Origin of the sequence: Bradyrhizobium sp. 192, assembly GCF_023100965.1 — a bacterium.
Classification (GTDB): Bacteria; Pseudomonadota; Alphaproteobacteria; order Rhizobiales; family Xanthobacteraceae; genus Bradyrhizobium; species Bradyrhizobium symbiodeficiens.
On sequence record NZ_CP064690.1, the window covers coordinates 3,465,258 to 3,480,081 of the forward strand.

General features: G+C 64.8%; 15 protein-coding genes. 10 read left to right on the plus strand and 5 right to left on the minus strand.

What is annotated here, in order from left to right:
• Window positions 1-9: 9 nt before the first annotated feature.
• The 3 genes from IVB24_RS15760 to IVB24_RS15770 are packed head-to-tail and all read right to left on the minus strand — an operon-like array spanning window position 10 to window position 3,134.
• Entirely contained in the window at window positions 10-921 is a 912-nt protein-coding gene (locus tag IVB24_RS15760; RefSeq protein WP_247773610.1) for an NAD(P)-dependent oxidoreductase, read from the minus strand.
• 12 nt (window positions 922-933) lie between these two features.
• On the minus strand, window positions 934-2,184 hold the full coding sequence (locus IVB24_RS15765) for a Zn-dependent hydrolase (RefSeq protein WP_247773611.1): 1,251 nt from the start codon (window positions 2,182-2,184) through the stop codon (window positions 934-936).
• Between the two features lie 32 nt (window positions 2,185-2,216).
• Window positions 2,217-3,134: a LysR family transcriptional regulator gene (locus IVB24_RS15770; protein ID WP_094975306.1), complete on the minus strand. Its 918-nt coding sequence runs from the start codon at window positions 3,132-3,134 to the stop codon at window positions 2,217-2,219.
• A gap of 119 nt (window positions 3,135-3,253) precedes the next feature.
• Between IVB24_RS15770 and IVB24_RS15775 the strand changes: the two genes are divergently transcribed.
• The 6 genes from IVB24_RS15775 (at window position 3,254) to IVB24_RS15800 (ending at window position 8,833) form a co-directional block, all read left to right on the plus strand.
• Window positions 3,254-4,069 carry a putative hydro-lyase gene (locus IVB24_RS15775; RefSeq protein WP_094975305.1) on the plus strand — a complete coding sequence of 272 codons (816 nt, stop codon included), beginning with the start codon at window positions 3,254-3,256 and terminating at the stop codon, window positions 4,067-4,069.
• 89 nt (window positions 4,070-4,158) lie between these two features.
• Window positions 4,159-5,403 carry an ABC transporter substrate-binding protein gene (locus IVB24_RS15780; RefSeq protein WP_094975304.1) on the plus strand — a complete coding sequence of 415 codons (1,245 nt, stop codon included), beginning with the start codon at window positions 4,159-4,161 and terminating at the stop codon, window positions 5,401-5,403.
• Window positions 5,404-5,600: 197 nt separating this feature from the next.
• On the plus strand, window positions 5,601-6,434 hold the full coding sequence (locus IVB24_RS15785) for a branched-chain amino acid ABC transporter permease (RefSeq protein WP_244643113.1): 834 nt from the start codon (window positions 5,601-5,603) through the stop codon (window positions 6,432-6,434).
• The gene (locus IVB24_RS15790; RefSeq protein WP_094975302.1) at window positions 6,434-7,417 is read left to right on the plus strand and encodes a branched-chain amino acid ABC transporter permease; all 984 of its coding nucleotides are present in this window, start codon (window positions 6,434-6,436) and stop codon (window positions 7,415-7,417) included. Before IVB24_RS15785 ends, IVB24_RS15790 begins: the two co-directional genes overlap by 1 nt.
• Entirely contained in the window at window positions 7,414-8,145 is a 732-nt protein-coding gene (locus tag IVB24_RS15795; RefSeq protein ID WP_166474521.1) for an ABC transporter ATP-binding protein, read from the plus strand. The genes IVB24_RS15790 and IVB24_RS15795 overlap by 4 nt, the downstream gene beginning before the upstream one ends.
• On the plus strand, window positions 8,129-8,833 hold the full coding sequence (locus IVB24_RS15800; RefSeq protein ID WP_247773613.1) for an ABC transporter ATP-binding protein: 705 nt from the start codon (window positions 8,129-8,131) through the stop codon (window positions 8,831-8,833). The genes IVB24_RS15795 and IVB24_RS15800 overlap by 17 nt, the downstream gene beginning before the upstream one ends.
• A gap of 81 nt (window positions 8,834-8,914) precedes the next feature.
• Here the strand turns inward: IVB24_RS15800 and IVB24_RS15805 are convergent, their stop codons facing one another.
• On the minus strand, window positions 8,915-9,127 hold the full coding sequence (locus IVB24_RS15805; RefSeq protein WP_166474523.1) for a hypothetical protein: 213 nt from the start codon (window positions 9,125-9,127) through the stop codon (window positions 8,915-8,917).
• Window positions 9,120-9,809, minus strand: coding sequence for an aldolase (locus IVB24_RS15810; RefSeq protein WP_247773615.1), 690 nt, complete (start codon window positions 9,807-9,809; stop codon window positions 9,120-9,122). The genes IVB24_RS15805 and IVB24_RS15810 overlap by 8 nt, the downstream gene beginning before the upstream one ends.
• A gap of 105 nt (window positions 9,810-9,914) precedes the next feature.
• On the opposite strand from IVB24_RS15810, the gene ltnD reads away from it, so the two are divergent.
• The 4 genes from ltnD to IVB24_RS15830 all read left to right on the plus strand — a co-directional run bounded on the left by ltnD (window position 9,915) and on the right by IVB24_RS15830 (window position 14,773).
• Window positions 9,915-10,832: an L-threonate dehydrogenase gene (gene ltnD, locus IVB24_RS15815; protein ID WP_247773617.1), complete on the plus strand. Its 918-nt coding sequence runs from the start codon at window positions 9,915-9,917 to the stop codon at window positions 10,830-10,832.
• 14 nt (window positions 10,833-10,846) lie between these two features.
• Window positions 10,847-11,629: a 2-oxo-tetronate isomerase gene (otnI, locus tag IVB24_RS15820; RefSeq protein WP_247773619.1), complete on the plus strand. Its 783-nt coding sequence runs from the start codon at window positions 10,847-10,849 to the stop codon at window positions 11,627-11,629.
• Window positions 11,626-12,912 carry a 3-oxo-tetronate kinase gene (gene otnK / locus IVB24_RS15825; protein WP_247773621.1) on the plus strand — a complete coding sequence of 429 codons (1,287 nt, stop codon included), beginning with the start codon at window positions 11,626-11,628 and terminating at the stop codon, window positions 12,910-12,912. Before otnI ends, otnK begins: the two co-directional genes overlap by 4 nt.
• Window positions 12,913-13,081: 169 nt before the next feature.
• Window positions 13,082-14,773: a methyl-accepting chemotaxis protein gene (locus IVB24_RS15830; RefSeq protein WP_247773623.1), complete on the plus strand. Its 1,692-nt coding sequence runs from the start codon at window positions 13,082-13,084 to the stop codon at window positions 14,771-14,773.
• Window positions 14,774-14,824 lie beyond the last annotated feature (51 nt).

Below are 14,824 nucleotides of genomic sequence, written 5' to 3' on the forward strand. Positions count from 1 at the left end.
TTGCTCTTCTTATCCTCTTACGATCCGGCGGCAGTGCTCCCACGCCGCGCCAATCAGGTTCTCGCTCGCCTCCGGCGTACGGAACGCCGAATGCGCCGACAGCGTCACGTTGGGAATCTTCGTCAACGGATGATCGCCGGGCAGCGGTTCGATGTTGAAGACGTCGAGCCCGGCATGGCGGATGTGACCTGACTTCAGCGCATCGATCATGGCGGCCTCGTCGACAATAGCGGCACGGGCGGTGTTGACGAGGATGACGCCCGGCTTCATTCTAGCGATCTTCTCGCGCGTGATCATGCCGCGCGTCTCGTCGTTGAGCAGCAGATGCAGCGATACGACGTCGCTCCTTGCCAGCACACCGTCGAGATCGGTGAATTCGACACCCGGATGGCTCTTCGGCGAGCGGTTCCAGGCGATCACCTTCATGCCGCTGCCGGACGCAATGCGCGCGACCTCGGCGGCGATGCCGCCGAAGCCGATCAGGCCGAGCGTCTTGCCGGTGAGCTGCATGCCGTCTTCGCGCAGCCAGTTGCCGCCGCGCATCTCGCGATCCATCATGGCGATGCCGCGGGCCGAGGCCCACATCAGCGCGATCGCGGATTCGGCGACCGCGGTGTCGCCATAGCCCTTGATCAGATGCACGGAGATGCCGAGTTCTGCCAGCTCCTCCGGGTTCGTATAGCTGCGCGCGCCGGTGCCGAGGAACACGACGTGCTTCAGCCCCGTGCACTTCTTCGCCACCTCGGTCGGCAGCGCGGTGTGATCGACGATCGCGATCTCGGCGCCGTCGAGGATGTCAGGGTATTGCTCGGGCTTGATATCAGGATCCCTGTGGATCCGAACCTTGGGATCGCCGGGCTTCTCAAGCCGCTCCATGATCACGGCAAGCGCTTCATTGGCGTCGACGAAAACTCCGCGCATGTCTCTCTCCGGTCAGGATGCGACGCCGGCGATCGCCAGCACGGTATGCATGAGAACGTTGGTGCCCGCGGCGCAATCGGGCTGCGTCGCGTCTTCCAGCTCGTTGTGGCTGATGCCGTCCTTGCAGGGCACGAACACCATCGCCGCCGGCATCACGGTGTTGAGGTTGCAGGCGTCGTGGCCGGCGCCGGAGGTGATGCGGCGCGAGGAATAGCCGAGCGTCTTGGCTGCGTTCTCGACCGCTGCGATCAGCTTGGGATCGAAATGCGTCGGCGGCTTGCGCCAGACCAGATCGATCTTGACCTCGACCCTGCGGCGTGCGGCGATCTCCGCAATCGCGGCGCGCAGATCGCGATCGAGCGCATCCATGATGGCGCCGTCCGCGCTACGGCAGTCCATGGTGAAGGCGATCTCGCCGGGGATGACGTTGCGCGAGGGGTTTGCGATCACGGCCTCGCCGATGGTGCCGACCGCGTTCGGTCCGAGCTTCTTCGCGATGGACTCCATCGCCAGCACGATCTCCGACAGGGTCGCCAGCGCGTCGCGGCGCAGCGGCATCGGCGTGGAGCCCGCATGGCTCTCGAAGCCTGAAATCTTGCCGTCGTACCAGAGCACGCCCTGGCCGGAATCGACCACGCCGATGGTCTTGCCCTCGGCCTCCAGGATCGGGCCCTGCTCGATATGCAGCTCGACGAAGCAGCCGAGCTTCTGGAAGCCGACCGGCTTGTCGCCGCGATAGCCGATGCTGTCCAGCGCCTGGCCGACGGTGGTGCCCTCGGCGTCCTTGCGCGACAAAATGTCGTCGGTGGTGAAATCGCCGACGTAAGCCGCCGAGGCCATCATCGCAGGCGCGAAGCGCGAGCCTTCCTCGTTGGTCCAGTTGACGATGCAGATCGGCGCTTCGGTCTCGATGCCGGCATCGTTGAGCGTGCGGATCACCTCCAGCGCGCCGAGCGTGCCCAGGATGCCGTCATACTTGCCGCCGGTCGGCTGGGTGTCGAGATGCGAGCCGATGCCGACAGGCGGTTTCGACATGTCGCGGCCCTTGCGCAGGCCGAATTGCGATCCGAGCGCGTCGGTGTGCACTTCGAGACCCGCGTCCTCGCATGCCCTGCGGAACCAGTCGCGCACCTGCTTGTCTTCGCTGCTTAGTGTCAGCCGCCGCACGCCGCCCTTGGCCGTCGCGCCGAATTGCGCGGTCTCGTGGATGGAGCCCCAGAGGCGGGCGGAATCGATTTGCAGATTGGTGGCGGCTCGGTTCATGCGGTCGTTCTCTCTTTCGTCCGGCGCCCTTTTCAATGCCGCGCCAGCGCGGGCGCGTCAACTGCGAGGCTGCTCTGCGCAATCTGCCGTGCAAGCTCGGCGACGCGCTCCACGGCGACGACGTCGGGCGAGGCGAGCCAGCTTGCGGTGAAGGTCAGCGGTGCGATCGCGAGATCGGTATCGAGCAGCTGCAGCCGCCCGTCGGCGAGCTCGTTCTCGACGATCGCGTCGGGGATCACGGCGACGCCGAGGCCTTCGACTGCCATGTGGATGACGGTCGCGAGCGACGCGGAGGCGTGCAGCCGGATCGGCGGCAGCTCCGGCCGGTCGAACACCTCGCGTACGACCTCGTAAGGCTTGGTCTTGCGCGGGAAGGTGATGATCGGAAAGCGCGCGAGCTCCGCCGGCGTCACCCGGCCTTTGCCGAGGCCGAGCGAAGGGCTTGCGAGGAAGCCGATCGGGTAATCGGCGAGCACGCGATTATGCACGCCGGACGCCGATAGCGGTCCGACCACGAAGGCAAGCTCGATCTCCTGCGCGAGCAGGCGCGCGGTGAGGTTCGGGGTGATGTCGACCTCAATCTCCAATGACAGATTCGGATAGACTTGGTTCACGCTCTTCACGAGGCGCGGCAGCCAGGTGTGCACGATGGTCTCGGCGACGCCGAGCCGCATCACGCCGCGCATCGCGGAGCGGTCGCCGACCTCGGCCATCATCTGAGCACGCAGGCCGATCAGCTTCTCCGCATAGACCATCATCTGCCGGCCGCTCGGTGTCGGTGATGCCACGCGATGATCGCGGTTGAGGAGCTTGACGCCCATCTCGCGCTCGAGCTGGGCGATGCGCTGGGAGATCGCCGGCTGGGTCGTATTGAGCCGTGCTGCGGCGCCGCGGAAGCTGCCGAGCTTTACGACCCAGAGAAAAGTCTCGATCGACCTGAAGTCCAGCATTGGAAGGATTTTCCTCATCGATAAAATGAATTTATCGATATCGATTAGAAAGGACGATTAGACTTTATAGCACGCTTGGTGTTGGCTGTCTTTGTTGAGTTTATAGGCAGGTCGATCACATGACTGTTTTGGCGGCAGCGCAGCAAACCGAAACGCCCGACGCCCTTCCGAGCCGTGAGGCGCGGCTTGCCTACCGGCAAGGGCTGGTCGCTTCCACCGCCGGCGTCGCTCCCGGTTTCGTCCAGGGCAATCTGGCGATCCTGCCGGCGGAATATGCCAGCGCCTTTCATCGCTTCTGCCAGCTCAATCCGAAGCCGTGCCCGATCATCGGCATGTCCGATGTCGGCAGCCCGCACATTCCTTCGCTCGGCGCCGATCTCGACATCCGCACCGACGTGCCACGCTACCGCGTCTGGCGCGACGGCGAGGTCGTCGACGAGCCGACCGACGTGACCAGGCATTGGCGCGACGATCTCGTGACCTTCGTGCTCGGCTGCTCGTTCTCGTTCGAAGAAGCCTTGCTCGACGAGGGCATGCCGATCCGCCACATCGAGCGCAATGTGCGCGTGCCGATGTACCGTACCAACATCGCCTGCGGCGAGGCCGGTCCGTTCGCCGGTCCCATGGTGGTGTCGATGCGTCCGTTCAAGCCGGCGGATGCGATCCGTGCGGTGCAGATCACCTCGCGCTATCCCGCCGTGCACGGCGCGCCCGTGCATCTCGGCCATCCGCATCTGATCGGCATCAAGGACATCGCCAAGCCGGACTATGGCGATCCGGTGCCGGTCGCCGACGACGAGATTCCGGTGTTCTGGGCCTGCGGCGTGACACCGCAATCGGTGATCAATGCAGCCAAGCTCCCGTTCGCGATCACGCATTCGCCCGGCCTGATGCTGGTGACGGATCTCAAGAACAGGACCATGGCCGTGATTTAGTGGGCAGCATTTGCTGCTTCTTCGAGCTTTACCGCATCCATCAATCGCTTCATTCGATCAGCTGAAATTCAGTCAAAGAGGACTCTGCCATGACGATCACTCGCCGCGACGTATTGTTGGGTGCCACCGCCACTGCAGCGCTGGTGCCGCTGGCTGCACGCGCACAGACTTCGGAAGTCGTGATCGGCGTGATCTATCCGTTCTCCGGCGGCAGCGCGCAGCAGGGTGTCGATGCGCAGAAAGCCTATGAGACCGCGCTCGAGGTCATCAACAAGAAAACCGATTTCGACCTGCCGCTGGCCAAGGGCGAAGGCCTGCCGGGCCTCGGCGGCGCCAAGGTCCGTCTCGTGTTCGCCGATCACCAGGCCGATCCGCAGAAGGGCCGCGCCGAGGCCGAGCGCCTGATCACGCAGGAGAAGGTCTCCGCCATCATCGGCACCTATCAGAGCGCGGTCGCCGTTACCGTCAGCCAAATCTGCGAGCGCTACCAGGTCCCGTTCGTCTCCGCCGACAATTCCTCGCCCAGCCTGCATCGCCGCGGCCTGAAGTATTATTTCCGTGCCGCGCCGCATGACGAGATGTATTCGGCCGCGATGTTCGACTTCTTCGACGCCTTGAAGAAGAAGGGCACCAAGATCGAGACGCTGTCGCTGTTCCACGAAGACACCATCTTCGGCACCGATTCCGGCAACGCCCAGGCCAAGATCGCCGGCGAGCGCGGCTACAAGATCGTCACCGACATCAAGTATCGCGCCAATTCGCCCTCGCTCTCGGCCGAGGTGCAGCAGCTCAAGTCCGCCAATGCCGACGTGCTGATGCCCTCGAGCTACACCACCGACGGCATCCTGCTGGTCAAGACCATGGCCGAACTCGGCTACAAGCCGAACGCGATCGTGGCGCAGGACGCCGGTTTCTCCGAGAAGGCGCTCTATGATGCCGTCGGCGACAAACTCGAAGGCGTGATCTCGCGCGGCACCTTCTCGCTCGATCTCGCGCAGAAGCGCCCGATGGTCGGCAAGATCAACGACATGTTCAAGACGCGGTCGGGCAAGGATTTCAACGACCTCACCTCGCGCCAGTTCATGGGCCTGATCATCCTCGCCGACGCCATCAACCGCGCCAAGTCGACCGACGGCGAGAAGATCCGCGATGCGCTGGCGGCGACCGACATCCCGGGCGAGCAGACCATCATGCCCTGGAAGCGCGTCAAGTTCGACGAGATGGGCCAGAACAACGACGCCGACCCGGTGCTGCTGCAATATATCGGCGGCAAATTCGTCACCATCTTCCCGCCGCAGGCCGCGATCGCCGAAGCGGTCTGGCCGATGAAGTGAGATTACGAACGCGGGGGCTCAGACGCAGCTCCCGCCCTCATCCTGAGGAGCGGGCGTAGCCCGCGTCTCGAAGGACGAGGGCTGGGCCATCCTTCGAGACGCGCGCTTGTGCGCGCTCCTCAGGATGAGGATCTATTTCGGGGGACAGACTTTTGACAGCCCAAGCCATTATCCAGAGTCTCGCGAGCGGCCTGCTCATGGGTCTGCTCTACGGACTGATCGCAGTCGGCCTCGCGCTGATCTTCGGCCTGATGGACGTCACGAACTTCGCCCATGGCGAGTTCCTGATGATCGCGATGTACCTGTCCTTCTTCCTGTTCGCATTCTTCGCGATCGACCCGTTGCTCTCGGCGCCATTGGTCGCTGCGGCCATGTTCGTGTTCGGAGCAGTGGTCTATCTCCTCGTTGTACGCTTCGCCATGCGGGCCAAGGCCAATGCCGGTATGGTGCAGATCTTCACTACCTTCGGCCTTGCCATCCTCATGCGCGGCCTCGCGCAGTTCTTCTTCACGCCGGACTATCGCAGCATTCCGCAGTCCTGGGCCGGTGGCAAAACCATCTCGATCGCCGGCATCTTCCTGCCGGAACCGCAATTGATCGGTGCTGCGGTCTCGATCGCGGCCTTTGCCGCCCTCTATTTCTTCATTCACCGCACCGACTTCGGCCGCGCGCTGGAGGCGACCCGCGAGGATCCCGGTGCGGTCGCACTGGTCGGCATCGACAAGAACCGCGTGTTCGCGTTCGGGTGGGGCCTCGGCGCTGCGCTGGTCGGCCTTGCCGGTGCGATCATGGCGGTGTTCTTCTACATCTATCCCGACGTTGGCGCGTCCTTCGCCCTGATCGCCTATGTCACGGTGGCGCTCGGCGGCTTCGGCAGCGTGTTCGGCGCATTTGCCGGCGGCATCATCGTCGGCCTCGTCGAGGCGACTACCGCCCTGGTGCTGCCTCCTTCCCTGAAATCGGTCGGCATCTACGCGGTCTATCTGCTCGTCGTATTCATCCGGCCGCGTGGCCTGTTCGGGTCGATGTGATGGACAAGACATTTGCCGCGCGGCGCCGCCGCGACCTCATCATCGCCGCGGCTCTGGCCGGGCTCGCAGCGCTCGCGCCGCTGGTCATCAAGGATGTCTACGTCCAGAACATCCTGATCCTGACCTTGATGTACGCAGCGCTGTCGCAGAGCTGGAACATCCTCTCCGGCTATTGCGGGCAGATCTCGCTGGGCCACGCGCTCTATTTCGGCATCGGCGCCTACACCACCGAACTCCTGTTCACCAAATTCGGCGTGCTGCCCTGGTTCGGCATGCTCGCTGGCGGCGTGATCGCTGCCGTGATCGCGATGGGGCTTGGCTATCCCTTCTTCCGCCTGCGCGGCCATTACTTCGTCATCGCGACCATCGTCATCGCCGAGATCGGGCTGCTACTGTTCCAGAACTGGGAATGGGCGGGAGCTGCGATGGGCATCACCATTCCCGTGCGCGGCGACAGCTGGTTGAAATTCCAGTTCATGCGCAGCAAGCTGCCGTACTTCTATTTCGCGCTGGCGCTGTGCTGTCTCGCCTGGTTCGTCACCTGGTGGCTCGAAGACTCCAAATGGGGCTTCTGGTGGCGCGCGGTGAAGGACAATCCGGAAGCAGCCGAAAGCCTCGGCGTCGTCGTGTTCAACTCCAAGATGGGCGCGGCTGCCGTCTCCGCTTTTCTCGTTGCCCTCGGCGGCGCCTTCTATGCGCAGTTTCTTGCCTATATCGATCCCGAGAGCGTGATGGGCTTCCAGTTTTCGCTCTTGATGGCGCTGCCGGCCGTGCTCGGCGGCATCGGCACCCTCTGGGGCCCGGTGCTCGGCGCCGCCATCCTGATCCCGATGACGGAGCTGACGCGCTCCTATATCGGCGGCTCCGGCCGTGGCGTCGACCTCATCGTCTATGGCGCACTGATCGTGGCGATCTCGCTGGCCCTGCCGCAGGGCCTGGTGAGCCTGTTCTCCCGTTCGAAAGCGAAAGGAGCCACGCGATGACCGCGCTCCTTGAAACCCGCGGCGTCTGGCAGCGGTTCGGCGGCCTCGTCGCCAACAGCGACGTCTCGATCTCGGTCGGACGCGGCGAGATCGTCGGCCTGATCGGCCCCAACGGCGCCGGCAAGTCGACGCTGTTCAACCTCATCGCCGGCGTCTTGCCGCCGACGCAAGGATCAATCTGGTTCGACGGCGAGGACGTCACCCACATGCCGGCGGCGGAACGTTGCCAACGCGGTGTCGGGCGAACCTTCCAGGTGGTCAAGAGCTTCGAGACCATGACCGTCATCGACAACGTCATCGTCGGTGCGCTCGTGCGCAACACGGTGATGCGTGAGGCCCGTCGCAAGGCGCACGAGGTGCTGGAGTTTACCGGCCTTGCCGCGCGCGCCCACGTGCTCGCCAGCGACCTCGTGCCGGCCGAGAAGCGTCGTCTCGAAGTTGCCCGCGCGCTCGCAACCGAGCCGAAGCTTCTGCTGCTCGACGAAGTCCTCACCGGCCTGACGCCGACCGAGGCGCAGACCGGTGTCGCGCTGGTGCGCAAGGTGCGCGATACCGGCATCACCGTGTTGATGGTCGAGCACGTCATGGAGATCGTGATGCCGCTGGTCGACCGCGCCATCGTGCTCGACCTCGGCAAGGTGCTGGTCGAGGGCAAACCCGCCGACGTCGTTCGCGATCCCAAGGTGATCAGCGCATATCTGGGAGATCGTCATGCTGTCAGTGCATGAAATCACGACCGCCTATCAGGGCTTAGTCGCGATCTCCGCGGTCTCGATCGAGGTTCAGAAGGGCGAGATCGTCTGCGTGGCCGGCGCCAACGGCGCGGGCAAGTCGACGCTGCTGAAATCGATCGCCGGTGCCGAGCGGCCGCGCTCTGGCAACGTCACCTTCGACGGCAAGCAGATCAACGGCATGGCGCAGCACCACATCACCGCGGCCGGCATCGCCTACGTGCCGGAGAACCGCCGCCTGTTCCCGCGCCTGTCCGTGCGTGACAATCTCCGTCTCGGCAGCTATCTGTACCGCAGCGAAGCCGACCGCGAAGCGCCGCTCGATCTCGTCTTCACGCTGTTTCCGCGCCTGGCTGAACGTCTGGAGCAGCGCGCGGAGACGCTCAGCGGCGGCGAGCAGCAGATGCTCGCGATCGGCCGCGCGCTGATGACGCGCCCAAGGCTGTTGATGCTCGACGAACCCTCGCAGGGCATCATGCCGAAGCTGGTGGACGAGATCTTCCAGGCGGTCCTGCGCATCCGCGACGCCGGTATGACCGTGCTGATCGTCGAGCAGCGCATGGCCGAGTGCCTCGAGATCGCCGATCGCGCCTACATCCTGCAAACCGGCCGCGTGCTGATGCAGGGTCCCGCGGCTGAGATCAGAGGCAATCCGGATGTGCGCAAGGCGTATCTGGGGCTGTAATCAAAGGCACGCTACCGTAGCCCGGATGAGCGTAGCGATATCCGGGGCAGGTGATCCCGCATGTCGCTGCGCTCATGCGGGCTACGATTGCTGACCATGCCTTGCTTTAGCCGCCGCCAGCAACACTGCTTCGGCGATCGCGTCGAACTCTTCCTTCCCGATCAGATCAGTTGCGCTCAGTTCGTCGTAGGTCTTCTCGTATGGAGACCACCAGCGGTGGCGGAGGCCTATCTCATGCAGAACACGAGCTGCGGCGTCTACCTCAGCTGGCGTAGGTCGTGTCGGTTCAGTCATGCTCGTGCCCATAGTCCGGCAGCGATACCCCAAACACCTTCACCAGATCCGTCACCTGCTCCGGCGACAGATACTTCGGGTTCATCCCGCGCAGCAGCAGGTACAGCTTCGCCGTTTCCTCCAACTCCTCGGTCGCAAACACTGCGGCCTCCAGCGTGTCGCCGGCAACGACCGGGCCGTGATTGGCGAGCAGCACCGATGAATATCTCCCCGCCAGGCCCTTGATCGCATCCGCAACCGCGGGATCGCCGGGGCGGTAGTACGGCACGAGCGCGGTGGCGCCGCATTTCATCAGATAATAGGCCGTCATCGGCGGCAGCGCGGCGCGCGGGTCGATCTCGGGCAGCATCGAGAGCGCGACCGAGTGTGTCGAATGCAGATGCACGATGGCGCGTGCACTGCCGCGCGTGTCGTAGAGCGCGGTGTGCAGCGGAACTTCCTTGGTCGGGGCATCGCCCGACACCAGCCGGCCTTGATCGTCCAGCCGCGACAGCTTTGCAGGATCGAGGAAGCCGAGCGAGGCGTTGGTGGGGGTGACCAGCCAGCCGCCGCCGTCCAGTCTGACGCTGATATTGCCGGAGGAGCCGGGCGTCAGCCCGCGCTCGAACAGCGACCGTCCGAAGCGGCAGATGTCCTCGCGCAGCCGCGTCTCTTTGCTCGCTTCAGGTCTCATGGCCGTCATGCCCGCTTGTCTCACGCTTTGGCAGCGCGGCCAAGCCGTGTTATTCGAGATGACGAGCTGCCGCAAAGGGCGGCCGTCCGGGAAACGTTCGCAAGGATCAGTTGCATGTCCGCCTCCACGTCACAAAATCAGCATATCGCCGTCATCGGGCTCGGCTCGATGGGCTTTGGCATGGCGACCTCGTTGAAGCGCGCCGGCCACGCCGTCGCCGGCTGCGACGTGTCGGCCGAGGCGGTGGCGCGTTTCGTGAGGGATGGTGGTGCGGGTGCCAAGACACCGGCCGAGGCGGCCAAGGGCGCCGATATCGTCGTCAGTGTCGTCGTCAACGCCGCGCAGACCGAAGCCGTCCTGTTCGGCAAGGACGGCGTCGCCGAGACCATGCCGAAGGAGAGCGTCTTCGTATCCTCCGCCACGATGGACCCGGACGTGGCGCGTCGCCTTGCAAAACAGCTGGAGTCGACCGGCAGGCATTATCTGGACGCACCGATTTCCGGCGGCGCGCAGCGCGCCGCGCAGGGCGAGCTGACGATCCTCGCCTCCGGCAGCCCCACGGCGTTCGCGAAGGCCCGACCCGCGCTCGATGCCATGGCCGCAAAGCTCTACGAGCTCGGCGATGCCGCCGGCCAGGGCGCCGCCTTCAAGATGATCAACCAGCTGCTTGCCGGCGTGCACATCGCCGCCGCCTCGGAGGCGATCGCGTTCGCGGCCAAGCAGGGCCTCGACATCCGCAAGGTCTACGAGGTGATCACGGCCTCCGCCGGCAATTCATGGATGTTCGAGAACCGCATGCCGCACGTGCTGGACGGCGATTATACGCCGCGCAGCGCGGTCGAGATCTTCGTCAAGGATCTCGGCATCATCCAGGACATGGCGCGCAGCGCGAGATTCCCGGTGCCGGTCTCCGCCGCCGCACTCCAGATGTTCCTGATGACATCGGCCGCCGGCATGGGTCGCGACGACGACGCCTCGGTGGCGCGGATGTATGCGCAGGTCACCGGCGTCAAGCTGCCCGGCGACAAGTAAAGAAGAGGATTCCAATGCCCCGTTTTGCCGCCAATCTCTCGTTGATGTTCACCGAGGTGCCGTTCCTCGATCGCTTCGATGCCGCTGCGCAAGCCGGCTTCACCGCGGTGGAGTTTCTCTTTCCCTATGAGCACCCTGCCGAGGCGGTGGGCGAGCGCCTCAAGCGCAACGGGCTGACCCAGGCGCTGTTCAACCTGCCGCCGGGCGACTGGAACGCCGGCGAGAAGGGTTTTGCCGCGCTCCCCTCGCGCTTCTCCGAACTCAAGGCGGGCCTGGAGACGGCGCTGCCTTACGCCAAGGCGACCGGCGTCAAACGGCTGCATTTGATGGCCGGCATCGCCAATCGCGGCGAGCGCGTCGCGATCGAGGCGTTCTACAAATCGGTGGCATGGGCTGCGGAGTTCTTCGCCCCGCACGGCATCGACATCGTGCTCGAGCCGATCAATGCGCGCAACGTGCCCGGCTACTTCCTCAACGATTTCGGCTTCGCGCGCGATCTGATCCAGGAGCTGAGGCTTCCGAACCTGAGGCTGCAGTTCGACATCTATCACTGCCAGATCATCCATGGCGACGTCACCATGCGCCTGCGCGAGATGATGCCGATCATCGGCCACGTCCAGATCGCCAGCATCCCCTCACGCAACGAGCCCGACGGCGAGGAGCTGAACTATCCGTTCCTGTTCGAAGAACTCGACCGCCTCGGCTATGCCGGCTTCGTCGGCTGCGAATACAATCCGCGCGGCAAGACCACCGACGGTCTTGCCTGGTTCAAGCCCTATGCGGGAGTGAAGCCGTGACGCTTGCAGCGAAAATCTCTCTTGGCTGCATCGCCGACGACTACACCGGCGCATCCGATCTCGCCAACACCTTGACGCGCGCGGGCCTGCGCACCGTGCAGACCATCGGCGTGCCCGCGGACGATCTCGCGCTGCCCGAGGTCGATGCCGTCGTGGTGTCGCTGAAGAGCCGCTCGATCGAGGCCGGTCTTGCCGTGTCGCGTTCGCGCGCGGCGGATCAATGGCTGCGCAGCCGCGGCGCGGGCCATGTGCTGTTCAAGATCTGCTCGACCTTCGATTCCACCGTTTCAGGCAATATCGGCCCGGTGATGGACGCGCTGCGCGCCGACGCTGGCGAGGGCGCCGTGCTGGTCACGCCGGCGTTCCCGGAGACGGGCCGCACCGTCTACCAGGGCAACCTGTTCGTCGGCGCGGTGCCGCTGAACGAGAGCCCGCTGAAGGACCATCCGCTCAACCCGATGCATGATTCCAATCTGGTGCGCGTGCTGGCGCGCCAGAGCAGGACGCAGATCGGTCTCGTCGACCTCGCCACCGTCACGCGCGGCCCGGATGCCGTGCGGGCGCGGCTGGCCGAGCTGGCGGCCAAGGGCATCGGTGCCGCCATCATCGACGCGGTCTTCGACCGCGACCTCGAGGCCATCGGCCTCGTCGCCGCCGAGCACCGCCTGTCGGTCGGCGCCTCCGGCATCGGCCTCGGGCTCGCGCGGGCCCTGGTGTCGACGGGTAAAGTCAAACCAGCCAGGGCGAGCAGCGAGACCGGCACGGCCGTCGGCGGACCGGCGGCCTGCCTCGCCGGGAGCTGCTCCCAGGCGACGCTTCAGCAGATCGCCAACGCCGAACGGGTCATGCCGGTGCTACACCTCGATCCGGACAGTATCATTACGGGGGGCGGCGAAGCACAGCGCGCGCTGGATTGGGCGAGGCCGCGGCTTGCGGAGGGCCCGGTACTGATCGCCTCGAGCGCGACACCCGACCAGGTCGCCGCATTGCAGGCGCGGCACGGTCGCGACGCGGTCGGCCACGCGATCGAGCAGGCCATGGCCGATATTGCAGAAAATCTCGTGAAATCAGGCGTTCAGCGCCTGATCGTCGCCGGCGGAGAGACGTCCGGTGCGGTGGTCGATCGGCTGAAGATTCCCGGATTTCTCGTCGGGGTCGAGATCGCGGCAGGCGTTCCGGTGCTTCATTCGGTGGGGGGCAAAGCCGACATGCTGCTCGCTCTGAAGTCCGGAAACTTCGGAGGCGCCGAGTTTTTCGCCGATGCGCTTAGGCTCATGCGCTGAGAGCAGGGCATTTTTAGCGGCCTGTTCATTTCTTTCGGGCTTCGTACTCGTACGGAGTCGTAGTTAACATCTGCGCAAGTGCTCTGGTGTTGGATGTTGGTACTGCTCCTTTTGGTTGATTCGTAAGAACCTCCGGACGCGCACCGCGCCAGCACAAAGAGACCCGATTATGCTTGCCACCGTTTCCATTCGCGCCAAGATCATCAGCGTCGTGGCATTCCTGCTGGTGGCAATGGCCGGCATGGGTCTCCTGGCCGTCATGAAGATGCGGACGATCAACGCCAACACCGTCGACATCACCACCAACTGGATGCCCAGCGTGCGCGTGATCGGCGACCTGCGCGCCAGCGTCATCACCTACCGCAACGTGGTCCGCCAGCACATGCTGGCCGAGACGCTCGAGGATAAGCTCGCGACGGAGAAGACCGCGGCGACCGTGATCGAGGCGCTCGCCAAGATCCGCGCGAAATACGAGGCGATGATCTCCTCGGCGGAGGAGCGGAAGCTCTACAACGATTGGTCCAAGCTCTGGGACGACTACAAGAAGGGCACCCAGGATGTCTTCGAGCTCTCTCGCAAGGAGGTCGGCAAGGTCCCACACGATGCGCAGGAGCTGAACTCCAAGACCGTCAACAAGATCGGTCTTGCGGCGGATGAGGTCCTGACCAGGGACATCGAGCTCAACACCAAGGGCGGTGAGGCCGCCGCCGCGGATGCCGCCGATACCTTCTACTACGCCTTCATGCTGGTCGCGATCATTCTCGGTGCTGCGGTCATTGCCGGCCTTGGCGTCGGCTTCTATCTCGTCCAGGACGTCTCGCGCGGCATCAACTCCATCATCGAGCCGATGCAGGCGCTGGGCAAGGGCGACCTCTCTGCCGACGTCCCGCATCGCGGCGAGAAGACCGAGATGGGTGCCATGGCCGACGTGCTCCAGATCTTCAAGGAGGCTCTGATCGCCAAGAAGGCTGCCGATGAGGCTGCGGCCGCGGATGCCGAAGCCAAGATCGAGCGTGGCCGCCGCGTCGACAACATCACCCGCGAATTCGAAGCCATGATCGGCGAGATCGTCCAGACCGTATCGTCGGCCTCGACCCAGTTGGAGGCCTCGGCGTCGACGCTGACCTCGACTGCCGAACGCTCCCAGAGACTGGCGACCACCGTTGCCGGTGCTTCGGAAGAAGCCTCGACCAACGTGCAATCGGTGGCCTCGGCGACCGAGGAGATGGCCTCGTCGGTCGGCGAGATCAGCCGTCAGGTGCAGGAATCGGCGCGGATGGCAGGCGATGCCGTCGGTCAGGCCCGTGCCACCACCGAGCGCGTCAGCGAGCTTTCCAAGGCGGCGTCCCGCATCGGCGACGTCGTCGAACTGATCAACACCATCGCCGGCCAGACCAACCTGCTCGCCCTGAACGCGACCATCGAAGCGGCACGTGCGGGTGAAGCCGGCCGCGGTTTTGCGGTCGTCGCCTCCGAGGTGAAGGCGCTCGCCGAGCAGACTGCGAAAGCGACCGGCGAGATCGGCCAGCAGATCTCCGGCATCCAGGCGGCGACCAACGACTCCGTCGGCGCCATCAAGGAGATCTCGTCGACCATCGAGCGCCTGTCGGAGATCTCGTCGGCGATTGCAGCCGCGGTGGAAGAGCAGGGCGCAGCGACCCAGGAGATCGCCCGCAACGTGCAGCAGGCCGCGCAGGGCACCCAGCAGGTCTCCTCCAACATCACCGACGTGCAGCGCGGTGCGACCGAGACCGGTTCGGCCTCCTCGCAGGTGCTGTCGGCTGCGCAAATGCTGTCGAACGACTCGGGCCGGCTGAAGAGCGAAGTCAGCAAGTTCCTGACCAACGTCCGCGCGGCTTAGAGGCAGGCGCGCATCCCTCCGTCAATCAAGACGGCGCTGTGCGCCGTTCCT